Here is a 22,107-nt window from a genome sequence, read left to right as displayed (position 1 = left end):
GCCGGCCGGGGCGCTTTCGTTGAGGGGATGCCGGTCGAGATGCGGAGCCTCCTCGCCGAGGATCTGGGCTGGTGAGGTATCGCGTCGGCGTCGCCGCCGGGGGAGGCAGGCGTACGGCCTCACCCCTTGAGCGTTCCCCGCATCAGCCCGGCGACGGCCCGGAAGTCCTCGTCGCCCTCTCCCGCGCGGGGCTTGGCGGAGCGGAGGCGAAGCGACATGGCCGGGGGCCCGGTCATGAATCGCGTCGCGGATGCCTTTTCTGTTCCGCTCTGGCCGACGCGGAACGGCGACGCAGGTCAGTCCGCCTGGTGCAGGACGATCTGGTGGACCTTGATGCGGTGGCCGTCGGCCTCGCGGAAGCCGATCTCGCCGTGGGCCCGGCGATGGTCGGCCTCGGCCTCGCAGCGGAAATCGACGTGGACCTTGATCGGGCCGCCCAGGGGCTCGCGGTGGTCGGCGATCCCGTAGGCCGGGAACAGGGTCGGGTAGCTCAGCGTCCTCGCGAAGCTCACGGCCCCCCATTCCGGCGCGGCCATCACGCCGCCGAAGATCCAGATGCTCCCCCGGCTGGAGAACGAACTCAGGATCTGGTCCCGGACCACCACGACCGTCGGGTTGTGCCGGCGTCCCACGACGTCGGTGAAGTCCTGCTCGATCGTGATCGACGCGAGCAACTCCGCGTGGCCCCCGAAGCTCGTCGCCAGGGTCATGGCGATGTAGATCACGTCGGCGAACGAGGACTCTCCGTAGCCGTAGGCCGACAAGTCGAGGTCCATGGCTTTGAACATGGCCCACCTCCCGATTCGGATCCCGGCGGAGGCGCGGCGTGCGAGGCCGAAGGCCGCGACCGGGGGCGGTCGGACGATCGGACGATCGGACGGCGTCGCGTCGTGAAGCTCCTCCTTTCCCGGTCGCGTCCGGGCCATCGCCCGCGAGGCGCCTCCGCGTCGGAACCCTCAACCCTTCGGCCTGCGACCGCCGGTTCCCGAGGACGACGAGGGCCCCGGCTCGGCGGCGGTGATTGCCTGGCGGGGCCGCTTCATCCCATCCCAGTCCACCCATCTGGGCCGCCGAGAAGCACGAAGCCCCGCGCCGCGCCGCGACGAGTCGCAGGGCGGGGCTCCCTTGACCGATTCCTGCCACGCCGCTCGCGACGGTCACGGTCGATATCTTGATTTCACTGGGCGTTCGATTCGGAATCGACCGAAATCCCGGAAATCTCTGGAGCGGCCGGTTTTCTCCGCAGATCGTTCGTCTTCGTCGGCCCTGCCGGCCGAGGGGATCGTCGCGTAACGCCCTTAAGGTCGCGTCCATCAGCGCGTAGGGTAGGCGCCGCTCACCGGCTGCCTGTCGTCGCCAAAGGCGACCGGCGATGCCCATCCCACGAAACCGCGTAACGAGACGGTGTCAGGAATTCAGGAGGTAAAGCCACACGCCCACTTCGCTCGAAGCGGCCATCGCGACCCAACTCCAGCCGAGGGCTCGACCGAGCCTCGCCCTCGATCCCGGATCGGACGACCAGGAGCCGCTCAGGACCAGGGAGAGCCAGAGGACGGCCACCGTGTAACCCGCGAAAACGGGGAGCGAAGTCCAGAAGTAGCCCGAGCACGGCGGCAAGTGCGGCTTCAACTGATTCCACGGTCTCCCGATCGCGATCAGATATTGGAGGCCATGAATCGCCACGGCGAACGCGGCCGCGATCACGGCGAGTCCGGCGACCAGGCCAGGCCTGCGAGCCAGGAGCCGCCTGCGAGGTCCCGGGCTCCGGAACTCGAGCGCCGCCGAGGCGACGGTCATGAAGAAGAGAGGAGGCCCTGCCCAGTACGGGACATGCCCAAGCCAGAACGAGGGCCGATGATGCAATGGGCGACCTGCGAGAGGCTTGAAGAATCGACCCGGCGTCTCCAGGCCGATCCCACTGCTTCCGCCCCCAAGGAACTCCACGGTCATCCCGAACTGCCGATAGATCCCCTGGTAATCGGGCAAGCCTCTCGTGACGGCCAGTCCCGCGGCGATCGACGCGACCAGGATGACGACGTCGAAGATGGTCAATCCGTCGTTCGGCTTCATGGACCTGATCCCCCCTGTCGCGTCGACTCGCGGAGCTTCTCGGGAACGATGGTGATCGAGACGCCCTCTCGCGTTTGGAAGACTCCAGGGCGTCACGGACTCTCGGTCCTCGATCACCAGGCTCGACGGCGACTTCTCGAATCAGGGAATCGGGGCCACGTCCCGCGGCGATGACGCCCGCGCGGGGAGGCGCGGGTTCATCCCTTCCGCATCGCCCGCATCAGACCGGGCGGGGGCTCCGTCGCTCACTTCAGTTCGATGGTGACGGCGCGGATGACGCCGGTGAACTTGTTGCGGCGTTCGGCGTAGTCCTCGGTCACCGTCGTCTCCTCGTCGACGCCGACGTTGGCGGTCTCGTCGACGGAGATGATGTTGGGGATGGTCCTGTCGATCCGCCCCTCGGCGACCTTTCGGCCGTCGACGAGGAGCGTCCCCTTCCCCCCCGCGCCGCGGCCGCCGCCGTCGTACTGGAACTCGTAGCGGAGGGTGACCTCGCCCGGGGGGAGCTTCTCGTCGGCGGCGATGGTGTAGCGTTCCCGGCCGAGCCAGTTGTAGGCGAAGGTCGGCCTCCCCTCCTTGAGGTAGAGGCTCCAGCCGCCGAACCGGCCCCCCTGGGCCGCGATCACGCCGTCGGCCCCCGCCTCGGGGACGGTCAGCTCGGCGGTGACGTCGTGGGAGCGGTTCTTCACGTTGATGAAGGCGTTCTCCGCCAGGCCGATCCCGCCCGGGTGGAGCCGGAGCGAGGTGCGGCCCCCCATGAGGTCGGGGCGGCCGGCGACGGCGGGGTCCATCCGCTCCACGCTCCGGTCGTCGATGGGGAGGACGTGGTACTTCGCCGCCTCGGCCAGGAAGAGGTCCTGGAGTTCCTTCAGCTTGGCCGGGTGGGCGGCCGCGAGGTCGTCTGCCTGGCTGAAATCCCGGTCGACGTGGAACAGCTCCCAGCGGTCGTCCGCGAGCGCGGCGCGGGGCGCGGCCTCCCACGGGGCGCGGTGCACGGTGCCGGCGAACCAGCCGTCGTGGTAGACGCCCCGGTTCCCGCCGATCTCGAAGTACTGCGTGCGGCGCCGGGGCTCGGCCCCGGGGTCGTCGAAGGTGTAGGCGAGGCTGACCCCCTCGATCGGATGCTGGGTCGCGCCGTTGACGAGCGTGGGCTGGGGGAGGCCGGCCGCCTCCAGGATCGTCGGCGCGACGTCGATCACGTGGTGGAACTGGGTGCGGACCTCGCCCCGGGCCCGGAAGCCCTTCGGCCAGTGGACGACCATGGGGTTCCGGCTGCCGCCGAAGTCCGAGGCCACCTGCTTGCCGTAGCGGAAGGGGGTGTTGCCGGCCACCGCCCAGCCCGCCGCGTAGTGGGGATAGGACGAGGGGCCTCCCAGGTCGTCGAGGCCGTCGAGCTTGTCCTTCAGGGGCTCGGGGACGCCGTTGAAGAAGCCGGCCTCGTTGTTCAGCCCGTCCAGGCCCCCCTCGGGGCTCGCGCCGTTGTCGCCGACGATGTAGAGGATCAGGGTGTCGTCCATCCGGCCCAGCTCCTCGACGGCCGCCGCCAGCCGGCCCACCTCGTGGTCGACCATCTCGCCGTAGCCGGCGAAGACCTCCATCTGCCGGGCGAAGACCTTGCGCTCGTCGGCGGTCAGGTCGTCCCAGTCCTTGACGGCCTCGGGCTTGGGGGCGAGCTTGGCGTCGGCTGGGACGACGCCGAGCGCCTTCTGCCGGGCGAGGGTCTCCTCGCGGTAGCGGTCCCAGCCGCCGTCGAAACGGCCCCGGTAGCGATCGGACCAGGCCTTGGGGACGTGGTGGGGGGCGTGGGTCGCGCCGGGGGCGTAGTAGACGAAGGACGGCCGGTCGGGCGTCAGGGCCTGCTGCTGGCGGACCCAGTCGACCGCCCGGTCGGTCATGTCGACGAGGAGGTGATAGTTCGGGTCGTCGGGGGTCTCCACGCGGGTCATCCCGTCGTAGACCGCCGGCGCCCACTGGTTGGTCTCGCCGCCGAGGAAGCCGTAGAACTTGTCGAACCCCGAACGGGTCGGCCACCGGTCGGTCGGCCCGGAGGGGCTGACCTCCCAGGGGGGGATCTCGTGGCACTTGCCGAAGGCGGCCGTGCTGTAGCCGTTCAGGCGGAGGATCTCGGCGAGCGGCGTGATGTTCCGGGGCCGCACCCCGGTGTATCCGGGGAAGGCCGTCGCCACGTCCATGACCGCCCCGGCGTTGCAGGAGTGGTGGTTCCGCCCCGTGAGCAGGGCCGCGCGGGTCGGCGAGCAGAGGGCCGCGACGTGGAACCGCGTGTATCGCAGGCCGCCCTGCGCCAGCCGCTCCAGGGTCGGGGTGTGGACGCCGCCCCCGAAGGCGCTCGCCTGGCCGAAGCCGAAGTCGTCGAGCAGGACGAGGACGACGTTCGGCGCCCCCCTCGGCGCCCGGACCTGCGCCCGGGGCGGGGCGACCGCCTTGCGGGCGTCGAGTTCCGCGACGGGGGCCGCCTCGGGCTCGGGGATCGGCAGGATCGTCCGGTCGAGATCGTCGGCCGCGACGGGCGGGGGGCCCGCCGCCGCGCGGCCGGCGAGGGCGACGCACGCGACCAGGCCGACGGTCAGGCGCCGCAGGAGGGGATTCATCGAACTTCTGCCTTTCTCGACAGGGGGCGGGGCGGACCTCGACTCGCCGCGGCGACCGGGTCGGCGTCGACCCGGGCGAGCATGGTTATTCTACCGATCGGTCCCGCGCCCGCCAGGGCCGACCTCGCGGCCGGGCCGCCGCGACCCGCCCGGCCCCGATCCCCGCGATCCGGCGACCAGCCCGGCTCAGCGGTCCCGGTGGCTCGCGTGGCACGACTTGCAGCTCTTCCCCGCCGCGGCGAACGAGGCTTCGAGCCGATCGAGCGCCTCCGGCGAGGGCTGCTTCGCGTAGGCCGCCATCGATCGGTAAAGCTCGTCGGCGAGGGCCTCGGCCGCGGCCGTCTGTTCGAGGAACGCCTCGCCCCGGGCCTTCGAATCGGGGAGCCGGGACGCCTCGCGGTACAGCTCCAGGAGTTGCAGGGCCTCGGCCGTCGGGTCGACGTCGGGTCGGCCGGCGGGGGGCTTGAAGCCGGCCTTCTGAACGGCCTTGAGGGCGTCCCAGCGCTCGTCCACCTTCACCATCGTCTCGACCAGCGCGGGGACCTCCGAGCGTTCGGGCAGCTCGGCCCCGGCCGCTTCCAGCTCCGCCGCCGTGGGGGGGGCGAAGTCGCGGACCGACTCGTAGAGTCCGCGGTAGTCGGCCGAGGTCCCCGCGAGCCGGAGCCAGTCGGCCGCGCGCTCGTCGCTCCACCCTTCGGAGGCCATGGCGCAGACGGCCGCCGCCGCCGGGCCGCGGTGGATGCCGTGGTGGCAGTGCACGTAGATCGGGCCGGGCAGGGTCCGCACCGCCTGGACCATCCGCACGGCCTGCTCGCGGGGCACGCCGTCGTAGCCGATGGGGAGGTGGACGTACCGCATGCCGAGCCGCCGCGCGGCCTCGACGTCCGGCTCGACGCCGTCGACGCTCAGGATCGTCCGGACGCCCAGCTTTTTGAGCGCCGTCAGGGCCTCGACGCCGCGCGGGTCGCCGCCGCTGTAGAGGTTCGGGCTCAGGCGGAAGGCGTTCTCGACCCCCTCGATCTTCAGGGGTTCGGGTGCCGCGCCCGGCGTCGGTTCCTGGCCGGCGGACGCGAGCGCGAACGCGGCCAGCAAGGTCGCCGCGAGGGGGGGCAGGGACCGAGACTTCGGCGTCGACGTCATGATTCAGGGCTCGTCAGGAGGAGTCGGAGCCGACGACCTCGCCGCCGGCCCGGGGTCCCAATCATCTCGGAGTCGCGCCGGGGCGGTCAAGACAAATGTCAGGGGGTTCGTCCCCTCGGCCCGTCGCCCCCCGCTTCGAGCGTCCGCCGCATCAGCTCGGCGACGGCCCGCGAGTCGTGGTCGCCCCGGGCTTCGAGGGCCTGCATCACCTTGCGGCGGCGCTCCTCGGGGTGGTTCTGGTTGAGCTTGGCCTTGCCCTCCAGGCGGGCGATCTCGATCCGGAAGCCGACGATTGCCCGGAGCATCTTGTCGATGTCGGGGTCGTCGACGTCGTAGGACCAGGGCCGGGGCATGGCCCGTTCGTAGAAGGCGGTGGTCCGGGTGAGGATGTCGTGCAGGCCGTCGCGGTCCTCGACGAGTCGGAGCGTGCCGTAGGCGTGGACCGCCGCGTAGTTCCAGGTGGGGACGGTGCCGGGGGCCTCGTACCAGGTGGGCGAGATGTAGGCGTGCGGGCCGGAGAAGACGGCCAGGGCCTCGCCCTCGACGTCGCGCCACTGGGGGTTGGCCCGCGCCATGTGGCCGAGGAGCGTCCCGCGCGGGCCCGCCTCGGCGTCGAGCAGCAAGGGGAGATGGGTCGCCGTCAGGCCCCCCCCGCCCCGGGTGACGAGCAGGGCGAAGCCGTTCTGGCGCAGGAAGGCGTGGATTTCCGAGGGGTCGGACATCGCGAACGAGGCGGGCGTGTACATGATCGGGATTCCGCGGGGGCCGGACTTCGTCGCAAGCGGGGCCGACGGCCGCCCCGCCGGCGATCCCATCCGGACGGCCCGGCCGCCCCGGAGGTTCGACGTCGGTCGGGCTCGTCCGGGGGGGCGGGGGCGTCGCGCACCGGGCCCGATGCTATCATGGTGCGGAGGGACGGGGCCATGAGGCCGAGCCGCGGCGTCGCGCCGGGGGTCGCGGGGCCTTCGCGGATTCGAGGGGCGGTTTCGATGCTGCTGACGGCGGAGGAGCAGGACGGGAAGGTCATCTGGGCGGTGGTGGAGCTGCACCGGCCCAAGGGGCGGATCCGCAGCCGGATCGTGCTGCACCTGGGAGAGTATCGCAACCGCGACGAGGCCGAGGTCGCGTTCCTGGAGCGGCTGGGGACCAACCCCGCCCTGCGCGAGGTCGCGGACCGCTGGGCGGCCAACGCGGAAGACGTGCTCCGGGATCGCAAGGCGCGGGCGAGGTTCCTGCTGTGCGGGGCCTCGACGGGCGGGATCGCGGCGTACGCCGACGAGGTCCTCCGCCGTCGCGACCGCGAGGAGGAGGCCGCGCGGGCGCGCGCCCGCGCGGCGCTCTGGTCGCCGACCGGCCCGACTGCGGCGTTCGACACGCTCGGCCTGTTCGGCGCCGCCTCGCTCGCCGAGATCAAGGCGGCGTACCGCCGGAAGGCCGTGCAGCTCCACCCCGACCGCGGCGGCGACCACGCGGCCATGGTCCAGCTCAACGCCGCCTACGAGGCGGCCGTCGAGTACGCCGCCTGGCGCGGCTGAGGGATGGGCGGGCCCGCGGTCGGGCCGGCGCCCCGCGCTCGCTCCCCCCTGGCTTCGCGGCCGGGTCGGGGTATGGTCTAGAGATCTCCACCCCCCGCGCGGGGGGGCGGCTCGCTTCCAGGTCCCTGCGGGGCTCGATCATGATGTGCGTGCGAAACTGGGCCGTGGTCCTCGGACTCTCGGCGATCGTCTCGAATCCGGCCGGGGCGTCGGCGTCCGACCCGGCGAAGGCCGGGGCGATCTCGTGGAAGAAGACGACGATCGAGGGCAAGTTCCGGTCCGAGGGGGTCGCCACGGCCGACGTGAACAAGGACGGCAAGCTCGACGTCCTGATCGGCGACTCTTGGTACGAGGCCCCGAACTGGAACAAGCACGACATCCGCCGGCCGGGCGACTACGGCGACGGCCTGCGGTCCTACAGCGAGTGCATGACCTGCTGGGCCGACGACGTGGACAAGGACGGCTGGCCCGACCAGATCGTCATCGGCTTCCCCGGCAAGGCCGCCGCCTGGTATCGCAACCCCCAGGGCGCCGAAGGCTACTGGGAGCGCCACGAGATCTGGCCGAGCGCCTGCAACGAGACGCCGCTGTACACCGACCTCCTCGGCGACGGCCGCCGCGTGCTGGTCATGGGCTTCCAGCCCGAGGGCAAGGAGGACGAGGGTCGGATGGGCTGGTTCGCCCCCGGCCCCGACCCGAAGCAGCCCTGGGAGAAGCACGAGATCAGCGAGGGCCACGGGGTCCCCGGCACCCAGCGGTTCGCGCACGGGCTTGGCGTCGGCGACCTGAACGGCGACGGCCGCAAGGACGTCATCAGCACCGGCGGCTGGTGGGAGCAGCCCGAGCCGGGCGAGGACGAGCCCTGGCTGTTCCACCCCGCGCAGCTGGGCGACGCCGTGGCCGACATGATCGCCTACGACGTCAACGGCGACGGCAAGGCCGACGTGGTCGCCAGCTCCGCCCACAAGTACGGGATCTGGTGGTTCGAGCAGGGGGACGCGAAGGACGGCCCGCCCCCCTTCACCCGCCACGACCTCTTCCCCGAGCTGGTCTCCGAGACCCACGCCCTGATCGCCGCCGACATCGACGGCGACGGCCTCAAGGACCTGATCACCGGCAAGCGGTTCTGGTCCCACGGCCAGGCCGAGCCCGGCTCCGACAAGCCCGCCCAGCTCTTCTGGTTCCGCGCCTCCAAAAACCCCGATGGCATGACCGTGTTCGAGCCCAGGGAGATCGACGACCAGAGCGGCATCGGCACCCAGTTCGAGGTCGTCGACTTCAACGGCGACGGCCTCCTCGACGTCGTCACCGCCAACAAGAAGGGCGTCTTCCTGCTGGAACAGGCCCGCCAGGGGAACTGACCCCCGCCGGCGGAAGGGCCGATCGCGCGCACCCTGGCGTCGGCCGTTCCATCATGGCCGGGACGCACCCTCAGACCTTGGGCGGCGAAAACCCTCTCCCGGGGAGGACGCTCCTCGCTCAACACCACCAAGTCGTGGCGGAAAGCCTCAGGGTGCCACGGGTTCGGAGAACCCGTGAAGAGGCCGGGGACTTCGGAGACGGCTTGGGACCGGCCCGACGCCGATTCACGGTTCCCCCGAACCCGTGGCACTCGGCGACGGAAACCTTCCCCAGCGGAGACGAGGAAAGGGCGGGCGGCTTCACGCCGTCCGCCCTTTCCACGCGCCGGCGTCCTCCCTTCCCAGGACGATCGAATGCTGGTTCGCGGCCATGAATTACGGCGGACGGTCCGGTATTTGCTCAACCTTGGGTTCTCCTTTCGGGCCCGGTCCGTTACCGTCGTTGGTGGTTCGCCGGAGGAATGACCCGGCGGGCTCGGTAAGACGGGGGAGGCGGGCCGGAGGTCCGACCTCGATTCCACTTTGCTTTGCACGGATTCGCCCATGACGCCCGACACGGAACGGCCCGAAGCGGTCCAGGACGACCCAAGCCCGCCGGCTCGACCGGCCTGGTTCGGACGCGACCTCCTGCCGGGGTCGAGTCTGACGCCCCGGCATTCCGCGTCCGCCCAGATGGGCGTCCGGCCGCGATTGCGGGCCGCCGCGCCGGCACCGGCGAGGCGCTCGTTCTTCCCGTCCGCGAGCGCGCCCCTCCTGATGACGGCCCGCTCGCAGCACACCGGGATGGTAGGCCTCGGACTGCCGCTCGCGGACGCGGACGCGATCGAGGCGGCCGTCATGCTGCGACGACCGATCCGGATGTTCGGCGACGCCTCCATCGACCCTCGATGCCGCGTCCCGGCCCCGCCGCCGACGAGCCCGACGGGGTTCGGCCGGGCGGACGCCGCGGACGAGCCGGCCCCGGGCCGGGCCGATGTACGTCCTTGACTGGGGAAGATCGCCACGTGCCTCGTTCCATCAGGTCCCCGTCCCGTCGGCCCGCGCCGCGAGGCCGTCCCGCGTCGGTCTCGGCCCGGCCGCCGCGGAGCCGGGGACGGAAAGTCGCGTCGCCGGACTCGGCCTCGCCGTCGAAGCCGCCGACTTGTTCGATATCACCGCCGGGGGCCGCGATCGGCGCCCCGACCTGGAGGAGGGTCCCAGACCGTGAGTGACGTCATCCTTTTGACCGGGGCCACCGGCCTCCTCGGCCGCTACTTGCTCCGCGACCTGACGCTGCGCGGCGCCCGTCTCGCCGTGCTGGCGCGGGGCGACCGGCGCGACCCGCCCGAGGCCCGCGTCGAGTCGATCATGGCCGGCTGGGAGGGGGCGCTCGGCCGCCGCCTGCCGCGCCCGCACGTCCTGACCGGGGAGCTGACCAAGTCGGGCCTGGGCCTGGACGCCGCCGCCCTGCGATGGATCGGCCGCCACTGCGCCGGGGCGATCCACAACGCCGCGAGCCTGACGTTCGTGGGCGCCGACCGCGACGGCGAACCCTGGCAGACCAACCTCAACGGCACCGCCAACCTGGTCGACGTCTGCATGGCCGCCGGGGTCCGGTCGTTCCACCACGTCTCCACGGCCTACGTCTGCGGCTTGCGGTCCGACCTGGTGACCGAGGACGAGCCCCTGCGGGCCGGCCCGTTCCGCAACGACTACGAGCACTCCAAGGCGGAAGCCGAGCGGCTGGTGCGAGCGGCCGCCTTCCCGGGCGGGGTCACGGTCCATCGCCCGGCGGTGATCGTCGGCGATTCGGTCACCGGGTACACCTCGACCTATCACGGGCTGTATCTGTATCTCCAGTACATGGACCGCATGCGCCGGCTCGCCGCCCGCGCCTCCGCCGGTCGCGGCGCCGGGCGCTGGGTCCTTCCCCTCCGCCTCGACCTGACCGGGGACGAGCGGCGCAACCTGGTCCCCGTGGACTGGGTCTCGGCCGTCATCGCCGAGGTGGTGCTCCGGCCCGAGCTCCACGGCAAGACCTATCACCAGACGCCGACGCCCCCCGTCACGGCGCGCCAGCTGGAGGGGGCCATGGAGGCGTACTTCAACTACACCGGCGTCACCTTCGCCGGCCCCGGGGCGAGGTCGTCCGGCGACCTGAACGCGGCCGAGGCCGCCTTCTACGAATACGTGTCCCGGTACGAGCTGTACTGGGCGTCCGAGCCGACCTTCGACGCGACCAACACCCGGACGGCCTTGCCGCACCTCCCCTGCCCGCCGCTCGACGCCGCGCTCCTGGCCCGGCTGATCGAGTTCGCCGTCCGCGACAAGTGGGGCCGGGCGTCGCGGAAGGTGCGGCCGACCGCCGCCGCGTCCACCCCGTGATTCCAAGGCCCCGCCCGCTCGGTATGGAGACCCGCCCATGAGCGCCCCGGCCCCTTCGCGTCGGACGCCCGCCGTGTTCGCCTTCGTCTTCGGCACGCTGTTCGGCCTGGCGATGGCCGCGGGGGGCTACGTCGCGATCTCGCGCGCCTTGCGCCCGCCCCCGCCCGCCGCGGCGTCGCCGGTCTACGCGCGGGAGGACTTCTCCCGTCGCGTGATGGGCAAGTCCGAGGACGAGGTCATCGCGGCCGTCGGCCGCCCCGACGTGACCACCGACGACGGCGGCTCGCTCTTCTGGCACTTCAAGAAGCGGACCCGCGACCCCCTCACCCAGGAGGAAGACACCGACGTACAGGTCGTCATCAAGGAGGGGAAGGTCGTCAACGTGAACTTTTGAGCGACAGCCCTCCGCGACGTGCCCCCGAGACGCGCCGCCTCAAGATGGGCCGGGCGTCGGGCCGATGAGATTCCCGAGGCGTCGAACCCTCGGCAGGTCCGAACGGAGTGTTCGGAGAGCGAGCGGGATGGAAGGCCGCGAGCCGAGCCGGGCCCCTCCCGGTTCGCGCGATCACCCACCCCTTCGCCCTTCCGGAACGCCGACCCATCCCACTCATGCGTCCCGGGCGGCCGCCGCGCGCCCCGGGGTCGGAGGCCCCATGCGCGTCCGTTATCTGCTCGCCCCCGTGCTGCTGGCCGGCCTTTCCGGCTGCTCCTCGCTCAGGGAGCGGCTCTTCTCGCCCCTGACCAGCCGGCTGGATCTGGTCAACAGCCAGCTCGGCGAGACCAACAACCAGCTCGCGCAGGTCAATGCGCAGCTCGGCCGGGTCAACGAGCAGCTCGGCGGCGTGAACGACCGGCTCGACAAGGTGGACGGCAAGCTCGCCGAGACCAACACGAGCCTGGCCGGCGTCCGCGAGGCCCTCGGGACGACCAACCAGAAGCTCCAGGGCGTCGAGGCCCGGCTGGCGACGACCAACGAGACGATCGGCGCCGTCGACGACAAGCTCGCCGGCACCAACAGCCGGCTCGACGCCACCAACACCAAGCTCGACGCCACCAACGGCCGCCTCGACGCCACCAACGCCACCATCGGGGCCGTCGAAGGCCGCCTCGGCGTCACCAACCAGCGCCTCGAACGCGTCGAGGGCCGGCTCGACGACACCAACAAGAAGCTCGACACGGTCGTCCAGGGCGTCGTCAAGATCCCGGGCGTGGACCCGCCGAAGTGAGAGGCCGACAGCTCCCGCGCGTCCTTCCGAGGGAGTTTCGGTTGCGGCCCCTCGTCCCGGCCTGGCCCGCCTTCCCCGGGCTGGTCGCTTTCGACCTGGACGATCGGCTGTGATGTCGGTGATGAGGCCGATGTAATCGACGGGCCCGCACCTTTCTCCGACGATGCGAACCGTGTGACCTTGGAGGTGCAGTTTCCCGGGTGGCGGAAGACTGGCCTCTTCGCCGTTCCACGGACTGAGGATATATTCGCTCGTCCATATCCTCGATCGGCGGTGGAGCATCCTTGATGGCCGTGCGCATCCTACATTGCGGCAAGTCCCTGGAGAACTACGCGACCTGCATGAGGGAACGGGTCTTCGGGTTCACCCACCGCGGGCCCGAGATCGGCGATGACGTCTATCTTGTCATGAAGCGCGGGAAGGACACGCTCTGCGGAATGCGTGCCAGACTCGCGGACGTCACCGACTCGAAGCCCTGGCCGGACGCGGACAAGTACGTGATCTGTTTCACGTTGAACGATGTGGAGTACAGCAGCCCGTTCGACATCCGCTTCCTGTCGCAGGTGGGCGGCGAATACTGGGCTTTGAAGTATCTTCAGCAGGCTAAGCCCATCAAGGAGACGGAGGCTGTCGGACGGCTCGCGAGGATCTTCGACCAGCACAGGATCATCGAGCCGGACTACCTGGGTGCCGACAAACCGCTCCTACCGGACGAGCCGGACGACGACCAAGAGTCTTCCGTCCCGGTCCAGGCCGTCCCCGACGCGGGGTTGTCGGTCCTTGGCACATTCCAGACCGTGAGATTCAAGAACGAGACCGACGCCTCCCAGGGGCTTGAGCCGCTCGTCAACCGGCATTTTTACTCGCTGTTCCCCGCGTATCGGGAGGGGCACTCGATTCTGATCGCCGAGAACCGGCTCTTCCGTTCGGCCGGCGTCGAGGCCCGTGGCGACGCCTTCGTCAAGGGCATCCGCTCGATCCCCGACGCCATACTGGTTGTGTACAATCGGCAGCAGAAGCACCCGCTGGCCGTCAACCTGATCGAGTACGAGTGTTTCGGGGAGTCGAAGATCAGCTCGCAGGAGAAGTCCAACCACCTCAACTGCCACGTCATCCCACAACTCATGCGTTTCGCCTCGGCGTTTTCGATCGTGACCGACAAACGGCTGAGGGATCAGACTATCAAGGACTGGGTGGACCGGATCGTGAGCCACGTCTACGAGAGGCCCGACCTGGCGCTCAAGCTCTCCGCGTGGATCAAGGAGATCGAGCCGGCCGTCTCGGACCAATTGGTCGGGCTCCGCATCCATAACCACCTGACGAACGCCTTCCAGAGCGCCATGAGAGTCGTTCTCGTCGTCGACGAACTGAGCGGTGACCAGAAGGATACGATCGGTAACGTCATCAGCGCCTTCAAGCTGGAATCGGGCGAGAGCATCCAGTTCCTCGCCTACATCGTCCGGCTCCATCAAAAAATCCAGATCACGGACGAAAACGCCGAGTATGCGCTCTCGGTGCAGTAGGACGCGGGCAGATCCTCGGACTTCGAACAGACCATCCGCTCCTGTCCATGCGGCGACGCCTTTTCTTGCTCCGAAGCAGGTAGTGCCCGAAGGCTTCAGCGCCCCCCGTTGACGAAGTAGTAATGCATGCCGACGCCGATCCAGACGGCGGCGACGGTGCTGAAGGTCAGGGCGACGGCGCCGATGCGGCGGAGGCGCTTGATCTGCCACCACATGACGATGCCGGAGAGGCCCCAGAAGACCATCAGGAAGGCCATCACGTCGACGATCAACGCCCAGATCCAGCGCTGGCCGAACTCGGCGGGGTAGCCGTGGATGGTGTGGAGGCGGAGCAGGAACCGGCGGGTGGTCAGCTCGGCCTGGGAGGCCGGGTCGTCGACCGGACGGCCCGAGACGCCCCCCGTCTGGAGGTTGTAGCTGACCAGCCAGGGGCGGCCCTCGCCCTCCATCTGGAACGTCAGGGGGGCGGCGCGGACCTCGGAGACCGTCGCGTCCGCCAGCCCGGCGCGGGCCAGCACGGCCGGAAGCTCCTTGCGGATCGTCTCGAACGACGGCCCCTCGATCGTCACCCCGGACGCGGCCGCGAACGGAGCGCGGGGGCCCTCGGGCCCGCGACGGCCGCCGGCCTCGGCCCCCTCGGACCCGGCCTCGTCCCTCGGGCCGCCTCGGCCGCGACGCTCGGCCCCCTCGGCTTCACCGCCCTCGCCGCGACCGCGGCGCGGGCCGCCTTCGCCTCGCTCGCCACCTTCGGGACGCGGGCCGGCGGCCTCGCCCTCGCCCCGGGCTCGACGCATGCCGGCCCGCTCGCCGGTCGGCGCGGCTTCGCCGTTCATCCCGCCGTTCGCCGCACCCGCTCCAGCTCCGGCCGGGGCGAGCCGGACCAGGCCGCCGTCGCGGTCGAGGGTGACCGTGTAGGACTTGCCGTCGCCCGCGCGGACGCTCGCGGCCAGGCCGCCGCGCTCGAACCGGGCGGCGTCGGGGTTGACCAGCGCGTAGGTCGAGCCGCCGCCGGCCCGCTCGTTCAGCGCCGCGACCACCTTCGACGCCAGGTCGAGCGGCGTCGGCAGCTTCTCCAGGCTCGTCCCCTTCATCGCCCCGCGGTCGATCGCGATCGTCGTCCGGTCCGAGAACGCCGAAGGGTGATTGAACAGGAAGGCCGTCACCCCGTAGAGCAGCACCCACGGGTAGAGCAGCAGGCCCGCGTACAGGTGCGAGCGGCGGACCAGCATCAGGACCTCGTGGCCCCACGCCCGGCCTTTGGGCGTCGGATCGGCCTCCGCCCGCGCCGCCGAGGCCCGCGCCATCGCCAGGGCCGGGCTGACCTGGGAAGGGCCGGCGAGCGTCGCTTCTTTCGCGGCCTCCTCGACGAAATCCGAAACCTCTTCCACGGCCTGCCCCGCATCGTCCCGGAACGCGTGATCCATGAAGGTTCTCTCGAAGGAAGGCGAAGCCCACGCGGGGCGGCGGATTATTATTGAGACTGAGTCTCAATTCGGTTTTGATGGTATCGGTCGGGGATCGCGGTGTCAAAGGGTGTTCCGGCGGGATCGGTCGGGAAGGCTCAACTGCGGCCCCCTGTCCCTGCGCCGTAGGATAGGGGGCCGGGGCCTGACGTTCACCAACGCTCAGTCGGGAGGGGCCATGAGACGGGAAGGGACGCGGTTCTTGATGGGATTGGTCGTCGCGGGCGGTTTGGCGGGTTCGGCGGTGGCTGAGCGGGTGGAGACGAGGAAGGGCGTCGTCGAGGGGACGACGCGGGCGAACGGCGTGCGCGCCTTCCTGGGGATCCCGTTCGCCGAGCCCCCCGTCGGGCCGCTGCGGTGGAAGGCCCCGAGGCCGGCGCCGAGGTGGGAAGGGGTCCGCGAGGCGAAGGTCTTCGCCCCCGGGCCGATCCAGAACGGCCTGATCGCGCTGATGACCGGCGCGGCGACGAACTTCAGCGAGGACTGCCTGTACCTCAACGTCTGGACCCCCGCCAAGGCCCCCGGCGAGCGGCTGCCGGTGATGGTCTGGATCTACGGCGGGGCCTTCGCGATGGGCTCCACCAACGTCCCGACCTACGACGGCGCGCGGCTGGCCGAGAAGGGGGTCGTGGTCGTCTCGATCGCCTACCGGGTCGGCCCGCTCGGCTTCCTGGCGCATCCCGAATTGAGCCGCGAGGCGGGCGGGGTCTCGGGCAACTACGGCCTGCGCGACCAGGTCGCCGGGCTGGAGTGGGTCCGCGACGAGATCGAGGCGTTCGGCGGCGACCCGGGCCGGGTGACGGTCTTCGGCGAGTCGGCCGGCGGGATCTCGGTGAGCATGCTCGCCGCCTCGCCCCGGGCGAAGGGGCTGTTCCACCGGGCGATCTCCCAGAGCGGCGGCTCGTTCGCGCCGCCCAAGCTGGCCGACGAGGGGGGCATGGCCGCCCGCCCCTTGAAGCTCGCCGAGGCCGAGGGCGAGCGCTTCCTCGACGACCTGGGCGTGGACCTCGCCGCCGCCCGCGCGCTGCCGGCGACCGAACTCCTGAGGCTCCCGCACTGGTGGTGGCCGACCTTCGACGGCGACGTCCTCCCCGGCGACCCGTACGAGCTGTACAAGGCCGGCGCGTTCCACGACACCCCCATCCTGGTCGGCACCAACTCCGACGAGGGGGCCATGTTCGTCCGCCCCGGCGCGAGGACCACGCCGAAGGGCTTCGCCTCCCGGGTCCGCTCGGAGTACGGCGACCTCGCCGACGCGATCCTGGCCGCCTATCCCCACGCAACGCCCGACGAGGCGTTCGCGGCGACCAAGGCCCTCTTCCGCGACTCGGCCTTCGCCTGGCACACCTGGACCTGGGCCCGCCTCCAGGCCGAGAAGGGGGCGAACCCGGCCTTCGTCTACTATTACGACCGCCGCCCCGAGGGCTCCCCCGGCGCGTCGCACGCGGCCGAGATCCCCTTCGTCTTCCGCAACCTCGACGGCCTTGCCGGCCTCTTCGCCCGAGGCCCCCGCGCCGAGGACGTCGCCGCCTCCGAACTCATCAGCGACCTCTGGGTCAACTTCGCGAAGTCCGGCGACCCCAACGGCGAAGGCCTCCCCCCCTGGCCCGCCTTCGACCCCGCCGACCCGAAGGTGCTGGTCTTCGACGAAACCCCCTCCGCCCGCCCCGTCCCCAACCTCCCCCAGTTGGAAGCCCTCGACGCCTACTTCGCCTGGCGACGCGAGCAGGCGGCGAAGGTGAAGCTGGGCGGCGGCTGACGGTCTGTCCGGGCCGGTCTATTTGGTCAGCAGCACGGCCTCGTCCTTCACGACGTTGCACACGCCCCGCGGCTTGAGCAGGGCCCCGTCGATTCCTCGTGCCGCGGACGTGATCCGCATGTCCCCGGAGTCGTTCTGGAGACACCGATGATTAGGAATGTGAACGGTCGATCCCGCTGCGAGGTCCGACTGGGCTTGCTGGCACCGGCCTTGTCGCTGCTGGTCGCCTCGGCGGCCGCCCCCGAGCCGCCTGGTTTCCAGGGTGATTTCGATGCGGCCGTCACCCGCATCGGGGCGCGGTCCAAACCTGCTCAATACATCGGACTCGACGCGTATCAGGCAGAGGCCGACGCCCTCGCGAAGTCGTACGGCCCTTCCGCCTTGCAGACTCTCCGCCAGGTGATCAACGGGCCGACTCCGGTGTCGCGCAAGCTCGCCTTGATGACGCTCGTCGCGCTCGCGGAGCATCCAGCCGCCCGAGCGGAACTCGCGTTTCGCATAAACGCGATTCTATGCTGGGATCCTCTGACGTGCCTGGCTGTAACCTACGCCAAGCCTTCGGCGGCCACCGCTTTGGTCGAGCAGGTATCGGCCGAAGACGTCCGCCGGCCAGGCGGCCTCATCGCCAGGTCGATCTTGTTCCGTTTCTTCGGAGAGGCCGGGAGCGATGAGAGGATCGCGGCCGCATTGGAGCGCGTGCCCCGCGTCGTGGAGCGGGATCGTGCCGAGATCGAGGTCAACCTCGTCGCCCTGCGACAGAGGCTGGCCCGGCCAGTCGAGGAACGTCCCCGCTGGGTGGCGCAGGATTTGATGTTATGGCGCGCCTTGAACTCGATGCCGGATTTTCGCGGCCTGAACGTGAGCTTGGAGAACCGCGCCACGGTCGTCTGCGCCGCCATGAAGTTTGCTCCTTCATTTCTGAAGGACCGACTCGCGGCCGCTTCTCTCGTCAGCTACGAACGCTCTCTGCTCCTCAAAATCGTGCGAAATCAACGTCAGGTCGAACTGGTCCCCGTCCTGGCGAAGATGGTCGACGGAGTTTGGCCTGCCTACCCGGACGTCTATCACGCTCTCGCGTCCATCGGGACGCGGGAGGCTTTGGGGTCGCTGGAGAAGTTCGTCGTCGCCCCCGGCCCTGTCGCATTCGACAAGGCGGATAACCTGTCGGCTTCGCGGACCGAAGCTCACATGCGCGGGAGGCTCGCCCTCCACCTCCTCGAAATTCTCGCGCGATGCGGCGACGTCAAGACCCTGAAACTCATGGAGGAGTTGGCCGATGACGGTTCGCGTCCGACGCCGATCCATGCAGCCTGCGTCAAGGCACGCGACCAATTGAGGAAACGATTCCCGGCCGGGCCGTGATCGACGGCTTCATGATGATCGATCTGCGCGACGAAACGAACGACCACCCCGTCGACGGCTCACGGCCTGGTACCCCATCCAACGGTCGACGACGCCCCCTCCGCCCGCCCCGTCCCCAACCTCCCCCAGCTGGAAGCCCTCGACGCCTACTTCGCCTGGCGCCGCGAGCAGGCGGCGAAGGCCAAGGTGAAGCTGGGGGGAGGCTGACCCCGGTCCAGTGCTACTTCGTCAACAGCACGGCCTCGTCCTTGACGACGGCTCGTACGCCCAGCGGCTTGAGCAGGGCTTCGAGCGCCGGGCCGAGCGGCACGTCCTTCGCCTCGCCGGTGACGCGGGCGTGAGGGTCGAGCCGGCCGGCCCGGCGGGCGGCGGGGTCGAGGGCGAAGCTCTCCCCGGTCTGCCCTTCGAGGGCCTTGACCACGTCTTCCAGCTCGGCGTCCTGGAAGGCGAACGCGCCGGGCTTCGCGAGCCTCTCCTCGATCCGCCGGTTCGTCTCTTGCTGGAGCGGGGACTGCTCGCGACCGCCCGAGGCCTTGACGATGCGGAGGCCGTCGTCGGCCGGCTTCGCCTCCAGGCCAAGGGGGTCGAGCGTCAGGCCGAGCCAGCTCCGCAGCGAGAGGCCGGCCGACAGGTCCAGCGGGATCGCCTCGTCGGGCCGGACGCCGGCCGCTTTCAGCGCCTCCTCGTCGAGCTTGATCGGCACGCCGCCGACGCGAGTGAGGAACTCCATCGCCTTGTCCAGCGGCATCGGGCTGAAGCCGATCGCGACGAAGCGGTCGAGGGCCCTCGGGATGCGCCGGGCCATGGGGATCGGCGGCAGCTTCTTCTCCAACTCCTCCGGCGCGACCTCGCCGACGAGGATCCCCTCCGGGTCGACCAGGAGGGTCGTGGGGAAGCTCTGGATCTGGAGCGCCTTGACGGTCTCGCCGCGCTCGCCGTTGGGGGCGTCGAGGAGGATCGGGAACGGCAGGTCGCGGCCCCGCCAGACGGACCTCTTGGTGTCCTCGGTCCTGGCGTCCATCTCGGCGAAGTCCTTCACGGAGCCGTCGTGGAGGGCGAGGATCTCGAACTTGTCGCGGTCGGCCTCGTGCTCCTCGTAGAAGTCGATCAGCTCGCCGAGCTGGCGGACGCAGGGGCCGCACCAGTAGCCCCAGACGTCGATGAGCACCCACTTGCCGCGGAAGTCGGCGATGGTGACGTCCTTCTTCACGCCCCGGGCGTCGGCGAGGGTCCAGGGGGGCATGGGCTTCCCCTTGAAGAGCGCGAGGGCCTGGGCGGGGAGGTCGACGGTCCCCAGGTCGACGTCGGGCTCGTCCGGCCGGAGCGTCAGGGGCTTCATGACGCCCCGCACGTCGGTGCCGTAGGCGTTCAGGTCGTACTCGCCCGCCGGCAGGATCAGGGAGAATTCCGGGCTGGTGGTGATCCTCTGCATGATGCGGTTCTGCTTCGAATTGACGTACATGTAGATGTTCGCCCACGGCGGGGCGTGGCCCAGCTCCTTGCTGTCGAGCTTGCCGCGGATCCGCACGGCCGGGGCCAGGCGGATCTCCACCGGCTTGCCGAAGTCCCCCTTCGGCACGATGGCCAGCCCGGCGTTCTTGCGGTCGGCGTCATAGGCCGCCAGCACGGCGTTCTCGCCGTAGATCTCCTCCTTGAGCGAGAACCGGCCCTCGGCATCGGTCGCGACGCCGTTGTACGCCTTCTGCCCGCCGGTCTTCTCGTCGGCGCTCCAGAACGTCGCCACCTCGACGCCGGCGGCGGGCGCCCCCTTGGCGTCGAGCACGCGCCCCTCGAACTTCACGGCCTGCGCCCGCGCGGCTTCCGCGTCCAGGCCCAGGAACATGGCCAGCCCGCCCGCCGCGACCGCCGCCCATCGTCGTCTCGTCATGATCGTTTCTCCCGAGCGTCCGGCTCGCCGGGCCGTTCGGATTTTACAGAAGTCAGAGCGTCCGCCATGGGAGAGGATGACGACTCCCGGCCCGCCGGTCAACGACCTTCCCGCCTCCTCCCCCGCGCGCGATCGCGAGGGTCTCGTCAGCCGTCGAAGTCCGGATCCCAGAGGGGGTGGTCTTCCGGGCGCGAGCCGGTCTTCCCCGCAAGGGGCTTCCGTTTGGGGGTTCAGGACGGGCGGCCTGGCGTAGCGGTCGGCGCGGAACAGGTGGGGCACGAACCGGCTCGTGTTGCCGGTGATCGGCCCGTCGTCCTCGCGGACGCCCATCCCGCAGGCGTCCCCGTCGACGATCCAGCTCCCCAGGACGGCCTGGCGGACGCCGTCGCTCCAGAGCGGCCGGTATTCCTGGTAGATGCACGGGCCGTCCGCATAGCCGCCGTCGGTCTCGGCGACGACGCGGCCGCCGCGGCGGATCGACACGTTCGCCCCCTCACGCGAGAAGAACGGCTTGACGACGTGGTCGCCCGCGATCGGCCCGAACGACGCGCGCAGGAGATACGGGCTGTCTGGGAACATTTCGTAGAGGACCGGCAGGATCGCCTTATTGCTCAGCACCATCTTCCAGGGCGGCTCCAGCCAGCGGGTGGGGGCGGACGGGAGCCGCCGGCCGAACTCCTCGCGGAGCATCCACTCCCAGGGGTAGAGCTTGAAGAGGGTCTCGATGGGGCGTTCGGCCATGTCCGTGAACACCCCTCGCCCCGCGTGCCAGCCGATCTGGGCCACCGACATCGTCTGGGTCTTCATACCCGCCTGCTTGGCCGTCTCGCGGAGGTAGGCCACCGTCATCACGTCCTCGACCGCGTCGTCCTGGACCGCGAAGACGACCCGGGAGCCTCGCTCGCGGCGGAACCGCCGCCAGGCCTCGATCAGGCGTTCGTGGATGCTGTTGAACTGGTCGAAGTCCGACGCGTTCGGGCCGCCCTGGGCCGCCAGCAGGTCCTTCATCCAGAACCACTGGACGACCGCGGCTTCGAGCAGCGAGGTCGGCGTGTCGGCGTTGTACTCCAGGAGTTTGGGCGGCCCGGAACCGTCGAAGGCGAGGTCGAACCGCCCGTAGATCGCGTGCTCGTCCCGCTCCCAGCTCTCCGCGACGAAGCGATGGTAGGGCTCCGGGATGTCGAACTCGCCGAGCCGGCCCTCGGCGACGACCCGCTCGACGGCGGCGAGGCACATCGCGTGAAGGCGGTTCGTGGCCAGCTCGATCTGGTCGATCTCGTCGGCCTCGAACAGGTAGTAGCCGCCCTCGTCCCAGTAAGGGCGGTCTTCGAGCGAATGGAAGAGGAGCCCCTGGGCTTCCACCGCCGCCTTCCAGTCGGCGCGGGGGGGCGTGGTCATGCGGAGCATCGCGGCCTCGTCGTTGGCGATCGGGGATCTCGAAGGGGGGCTTGTCGTCTTCGGCGTGGGCCGTCACGACGAGGCCGAGGCCCCCCCGTGGCCGCCGAAGCCGCCCCTGGCCGACGACCCGACCGACGCGCCGGACGCCGCCCGGCCGCCCCCGGCGCCGACGAAGACGGCCCCCCGGGCCCCGGGCGAGGATCGCGCCCGATCCTCTTCCTCCTCGGGGTTCCTCGACGAGCAGCCGCCGAGGAGGAGCGTGGAGCCGATGAATGCCAAAGAGATCGCCGCCGTAGACTTTCTCATCGCGATGGCCGCCGTCGCTTTCCGAATGAGGGACGCATGGCCCGGCCGCCTCCGCCCGGGCCCGTTCGAGATTCCGAGGATGTTCGTCCCCCGTCGCGACAGA

Annotated in this window: 16 protein-coding genes; 9 read left to right on the top strand and 7 right to left on the bottom strand. The window is 70.5% G+C overall.

Annotated elements, in window-relative coordinates; all coding sequences use genetic code 11:
- Nucleotides 1–296 precede the first annotated feature (296 nt).
- The 5 genes from G6O68_RS25705 to G6O68_RS25685 form a co-directional block, all read right to left on the bottom strand.
- Nucleotides 297–788, bottom strand: a complete 492-nt coding sequence (locus G6O68_RS25705; RefSeq protein ID WP_165251525.1) for a hypothetical protein — start codon at nt 786–788, stop codon at nt 297–299.
- 619 nt (nt 789–1,407) lie between these two features.
- Nucleotides 1,408–2,070: a hypothetical protein gene (locus G6O68_RS25700; RefSeq protein ID WP_165251524.1), complete on the bottom strand. Its 663-nt coding sequence runs from the start codon at nt 2,068–2,070 to the stop codon at nt 1,408–1,410.
- A 245-nt stretch (nt 2,071–2,315) separates the two neighbouring features.
- The gene (locus G6O68_RS25695; RefSeq protein ID WP_165251523.1) at nt 2,316–4,679 is read right to left on the bottom strand and encodes an arylsulfatase; all 2,364 of its coding nucleotides are present in this window, start codon (nt 4,677–4,679) and stop codon (nt 2,316–2,318) included.
- A gap of 186 nt (nt 4,680–4,865) precedes the next feature.
- Entirely contained in the window at nt 4,866–5,819 is a 954-nt protein-coding gene (locus G6O68_RS25690) for a cytochrome c (RefSeq protein WP_165251522.1), read from the bottom strand.
- Between the two features lie 98 nt (nt 5,820–5,917).
- The gene (locus tag G6O68_RS25685; protein WP_165251521.1) at nt 5,918–6,565 is read right to left on the bottom strand and encodes an FMN-binding negative transcriptional regulator; all 648 of its coding nucleotides are present in this window, start codon (nt 6,563–6,565) and stop codon (nt 5,918–5,920) included.
- A 243-nt stretch (nt 6,566–6,808) separates the two neighbouring features.
- Here G6O68_RS25685 and G6O68_RS25680 point away from each other — a divergent pair, with 243 nt between their 5' ends.
- From G6O68_RS25680 to G6O68_RS25650, 7 genes are all read left to right on the top strand, one after another.
- A complete protein-coding gene (locus tag G6O68_RS25680; protein ID WP_165251520.1) occupies nt 6,809–7,354 on the top strand; it encodes a DnaJ domain-containing protein in 546 nt (181 codons plus the stop codon).
- A 140-nt stretch (nt 7,355–7,494) separates the two neighbouring features.
- Nucleotides 7,495–8,715, top strand: coding sequence for an FG-GAP repeat domain-containing protein (locus G6O68_RS25675; RefSeq protein ID WP_240911505.1), 1,221 nt, complete (start codon nt 7,495–7,497; stop codon nt 8,713–8,715).
- 543 nt (nt 8,716–9,258) lie between these two features.
- Nucleotides 9,259–9,702, top strand: a complete 444-nt coding sequence (locus G6O68_RS25670; protein ID WP_165251519.1) for a hypothetical protein — start codon at nt 9,259–9,261, stop codon at nt 9,700–9,702.
- 216 nt (nt 9,703–9,918) lie between these two features.
- The gene (locus tag G6O68_RS25665) at nt 9,919–11,079 is read left to right on the top strand and encodes an SDR family oxidoreductase (RefSeq protein WP_165251518.1); all 1,161 of its coding nucleotides are present in this window, start codon (nt 9,919–9,921) and stop codon (nt 11,077–11,079) included.
- Nucleotides 11,080–11,116: 37 nt separating this feature from the next.
- A complete protein-coding gene (locus G6O68_RS25660) occupies nt 11,117–11,473 on the top strand; it encodes a hypothetical protein (RefSeq protein WP_165251517.1) in 357 nt (118 codons plus the stop codon).
- Between the two features lie 259 nt (nt 11,474–11,732).
- Nucleotides 11,733–12,305, top strand: coding sequence for a hypothetical protein (locus tag G6O68_RS25655; protein ID WP_165251516.1), 573 nt, complete (start codon nt 11,733–11,735; stop codon nt 12,303–12,305).
- Between the two features lie 287 nt (nt 12,306–12,592).
- Nucleotides 12,593–13,828: a hypothetical protein gene (locus G6O68_RS25650; RefSeq protein ID WP_165251515.1), complete on the top strand. Its 1,236-nt coding sequence runs from the start codon at nt 12,593–12,595 to the stop codon at nt 13,826–13,828.
- Between the two features lie 95 nt (nt 13,829–13,923).
- On the opposite strand, the gene G6O68_RS25645 is transcribed toward G6O68_RS25650, so the two are convergent.
- Nucleotides 13,924–15,252 carry a PepSY domain-containing protein gene (locus tag G6O68_RS25645; protein WP_165251514.1) on the bottom strand — a complete coding sequence of 443 codons (1,329 nt, stop codon included), beginning with the start codon at nt 15,250–15,252 and terminating at the stop codon, nt 13,924–13,926.
- A gap of 217 nt (nt 15,253–15,469) precedes the next feature.
- On the opposite strand from G6O68_RS25645, the gene G6O68_RS25640 reads away from it, so the two are divergent.
- Both G6O68_RS25640 and G6O68_RS25635 read left to right on the top strand, forming a co-directional pair.
- Nucleotides 15,470–17,050 carry a carboxylesterase/lipase family protein gene (locus G6O68_RS25640; RefSeq protein ID WP_206108212.1) on the top strand — a complete coding sequence of 527 codons (1,581 nt, stop codon included), beginning with the start codon at nt 15,470–15,472 and terminating at the stop codon, nt 17,048–17,050.
- Between the two features lie 210 nt (nt 17,051–17,260).
- On the top strand, nt 17,261–18,412 hold the full coding sequence (locus tag G6O68_RS25635; RefSeq protein WP_206108211.1) for a hypothetical protein: 1,152 nt from the start codon (nt 17,261–17,263) through the stop codon (nt 18,410–18,412).
- A gap of 220 nt (nt 18,413–18,632) precedes the next feature.
- On the opposite strand, the gene G6O68_RS32485 is transcribed toward G6O68_RS25635, so the two are convergent.
- Nucleotides 18,633–21,707 (bottom strand): glutathionylspermidine synthase family protein, encoded by a 3,075-nt coding sequence (locus G6O68_RS32485; RefSeq protein WP_206108210.1) that lies wholly within the window; start codon nt 21,705–21,707, stop codon nt 18,633–18,635.
- Nucleotides 21,708–22,107: the final 400 nt, after the last annotated feature.

The sequence above is a fragment of the Paludisphaera soli genome (genome assembly GCF_011064595.1).
Taxonomy (GTDB): Bacteria; Planctomycetota; Planctomycetia; order Isosphaerales; family Isosphaeraceae; genus Paludisphaera; species Paludisphaera soli.
Note: the sequence above shows the minus strand (reverse complement) of the source record. Positions and strands in the feature narration are given on the sequence as shown.

What these genes read in the sequence shown, in the direction of transcription:
- G6O68_RS25705 (WP_165251525.1), bottom strand. Translation starts at nt 788, where the DNA reads ATGTTCAAAGCCATGGACCTCGACTTGTCGGCCTACGGCTACGGAGAG.
- G6O68_RS25700 (WP_165251524.1), bottom strand. Translation starts at nt 2,070, where the DNA reads ATGAAGCCGAACGACGGATTGACCATCTTCGACGTCGTCATCCTGGTC.
- G6O68_RS25695 (WP_165251523.1), bottom strand. Translation starts at nt 4,679, where the DNA reads ATGAATCCCCTCCTGCGGCGCCTGACCGTCGGCCTGGTCGCGTGCGTC.
- G6O68_RS25690 (WP_165251522.1), bottom strand. Translation starts at nt 5,819, where the DNA reads ATGACGTCGACGCCGAAGTCTCGGTCCCTGCCCCCCCTCGCGGCGACC.
- G6O68_RS25685 (WP_165251521.1), bottom strand. Translation starts at nt 6,565, where the DNA reads ATGTACACGCCCGCCTCGTTCGCGATGTCCGACCCCTCGGAAATCCAC.
- G6O68_RS25680 (WP_165251520.1), top strand. Translation starts at nt 6,809, where the DNA reads ATGCTGCTGACGGCGGAGGAGCAGGACGGGAAGGTCATCTGGGCGGTG.
- G6O68_RS25675 (WP_240911505.1), top strand. Translation starts at nt 7,495, where the DNA reads ATGATGTGCGTGCGAAACTGGGCCGTGGTCCTCGGACTCTCGGCGATC.
- G6O68_RS25670 (WP_165251519.1), top strand. Translation starts at nt 9,259, where the DNA reads ATGACGCCCGACACGGAACGGCCCGAAGCGGTCCAGGACGACCCAAGC.
- G6O68_RS25660 (WP_165251517.1), top strand. Translation starts at nt 11,117, where the DNA reads ATGAGCGCCCCGGCCCCTTCGCGTCGGACGCCCGCCGTGTTCGCCTTC.
- G6O68_RS25655 (WP_165251516.1), top strand. Translation starts at nt 11,733, where the DNA reads ATGCGCGTCCGTTATCTGCTCGCCCCCGTGCTGCTGGCCGGCCTTTCC.
- G6O68_RS25650 (WP_165251515.1), top strand. Translation starts at nt 12,593, where the DNA reads ATGGCCGTGCGCATCCTACATTGCGGCAAGTCCCTGGAGAACTACGCG.
- G6O68_RS25645 (WP_165251514.1), bottom strand. Translation starts at nt 15,252, where the DNA reads ATGGATCACGCGTTCCGGGACGATGCGGGGCAGGCCGTGGAAGAGGTT.
- G6O68_RS25640 (WP_206108212.1), top strand. Translation starts at nt 15,470, where the DNA reads ATGAGACGGGAAGGGACGCGGTTCTTGATGGGATTGGTCGTCGCGGGC.
- G6O68_RS32485 (WP_206108210.1), bottom strand. Translation starts at nt 21,707, where the DNA reads ATGCTCCGCATGACCACGCCCCCCCGCGCCGACTGGAAGGCGGCGGTG.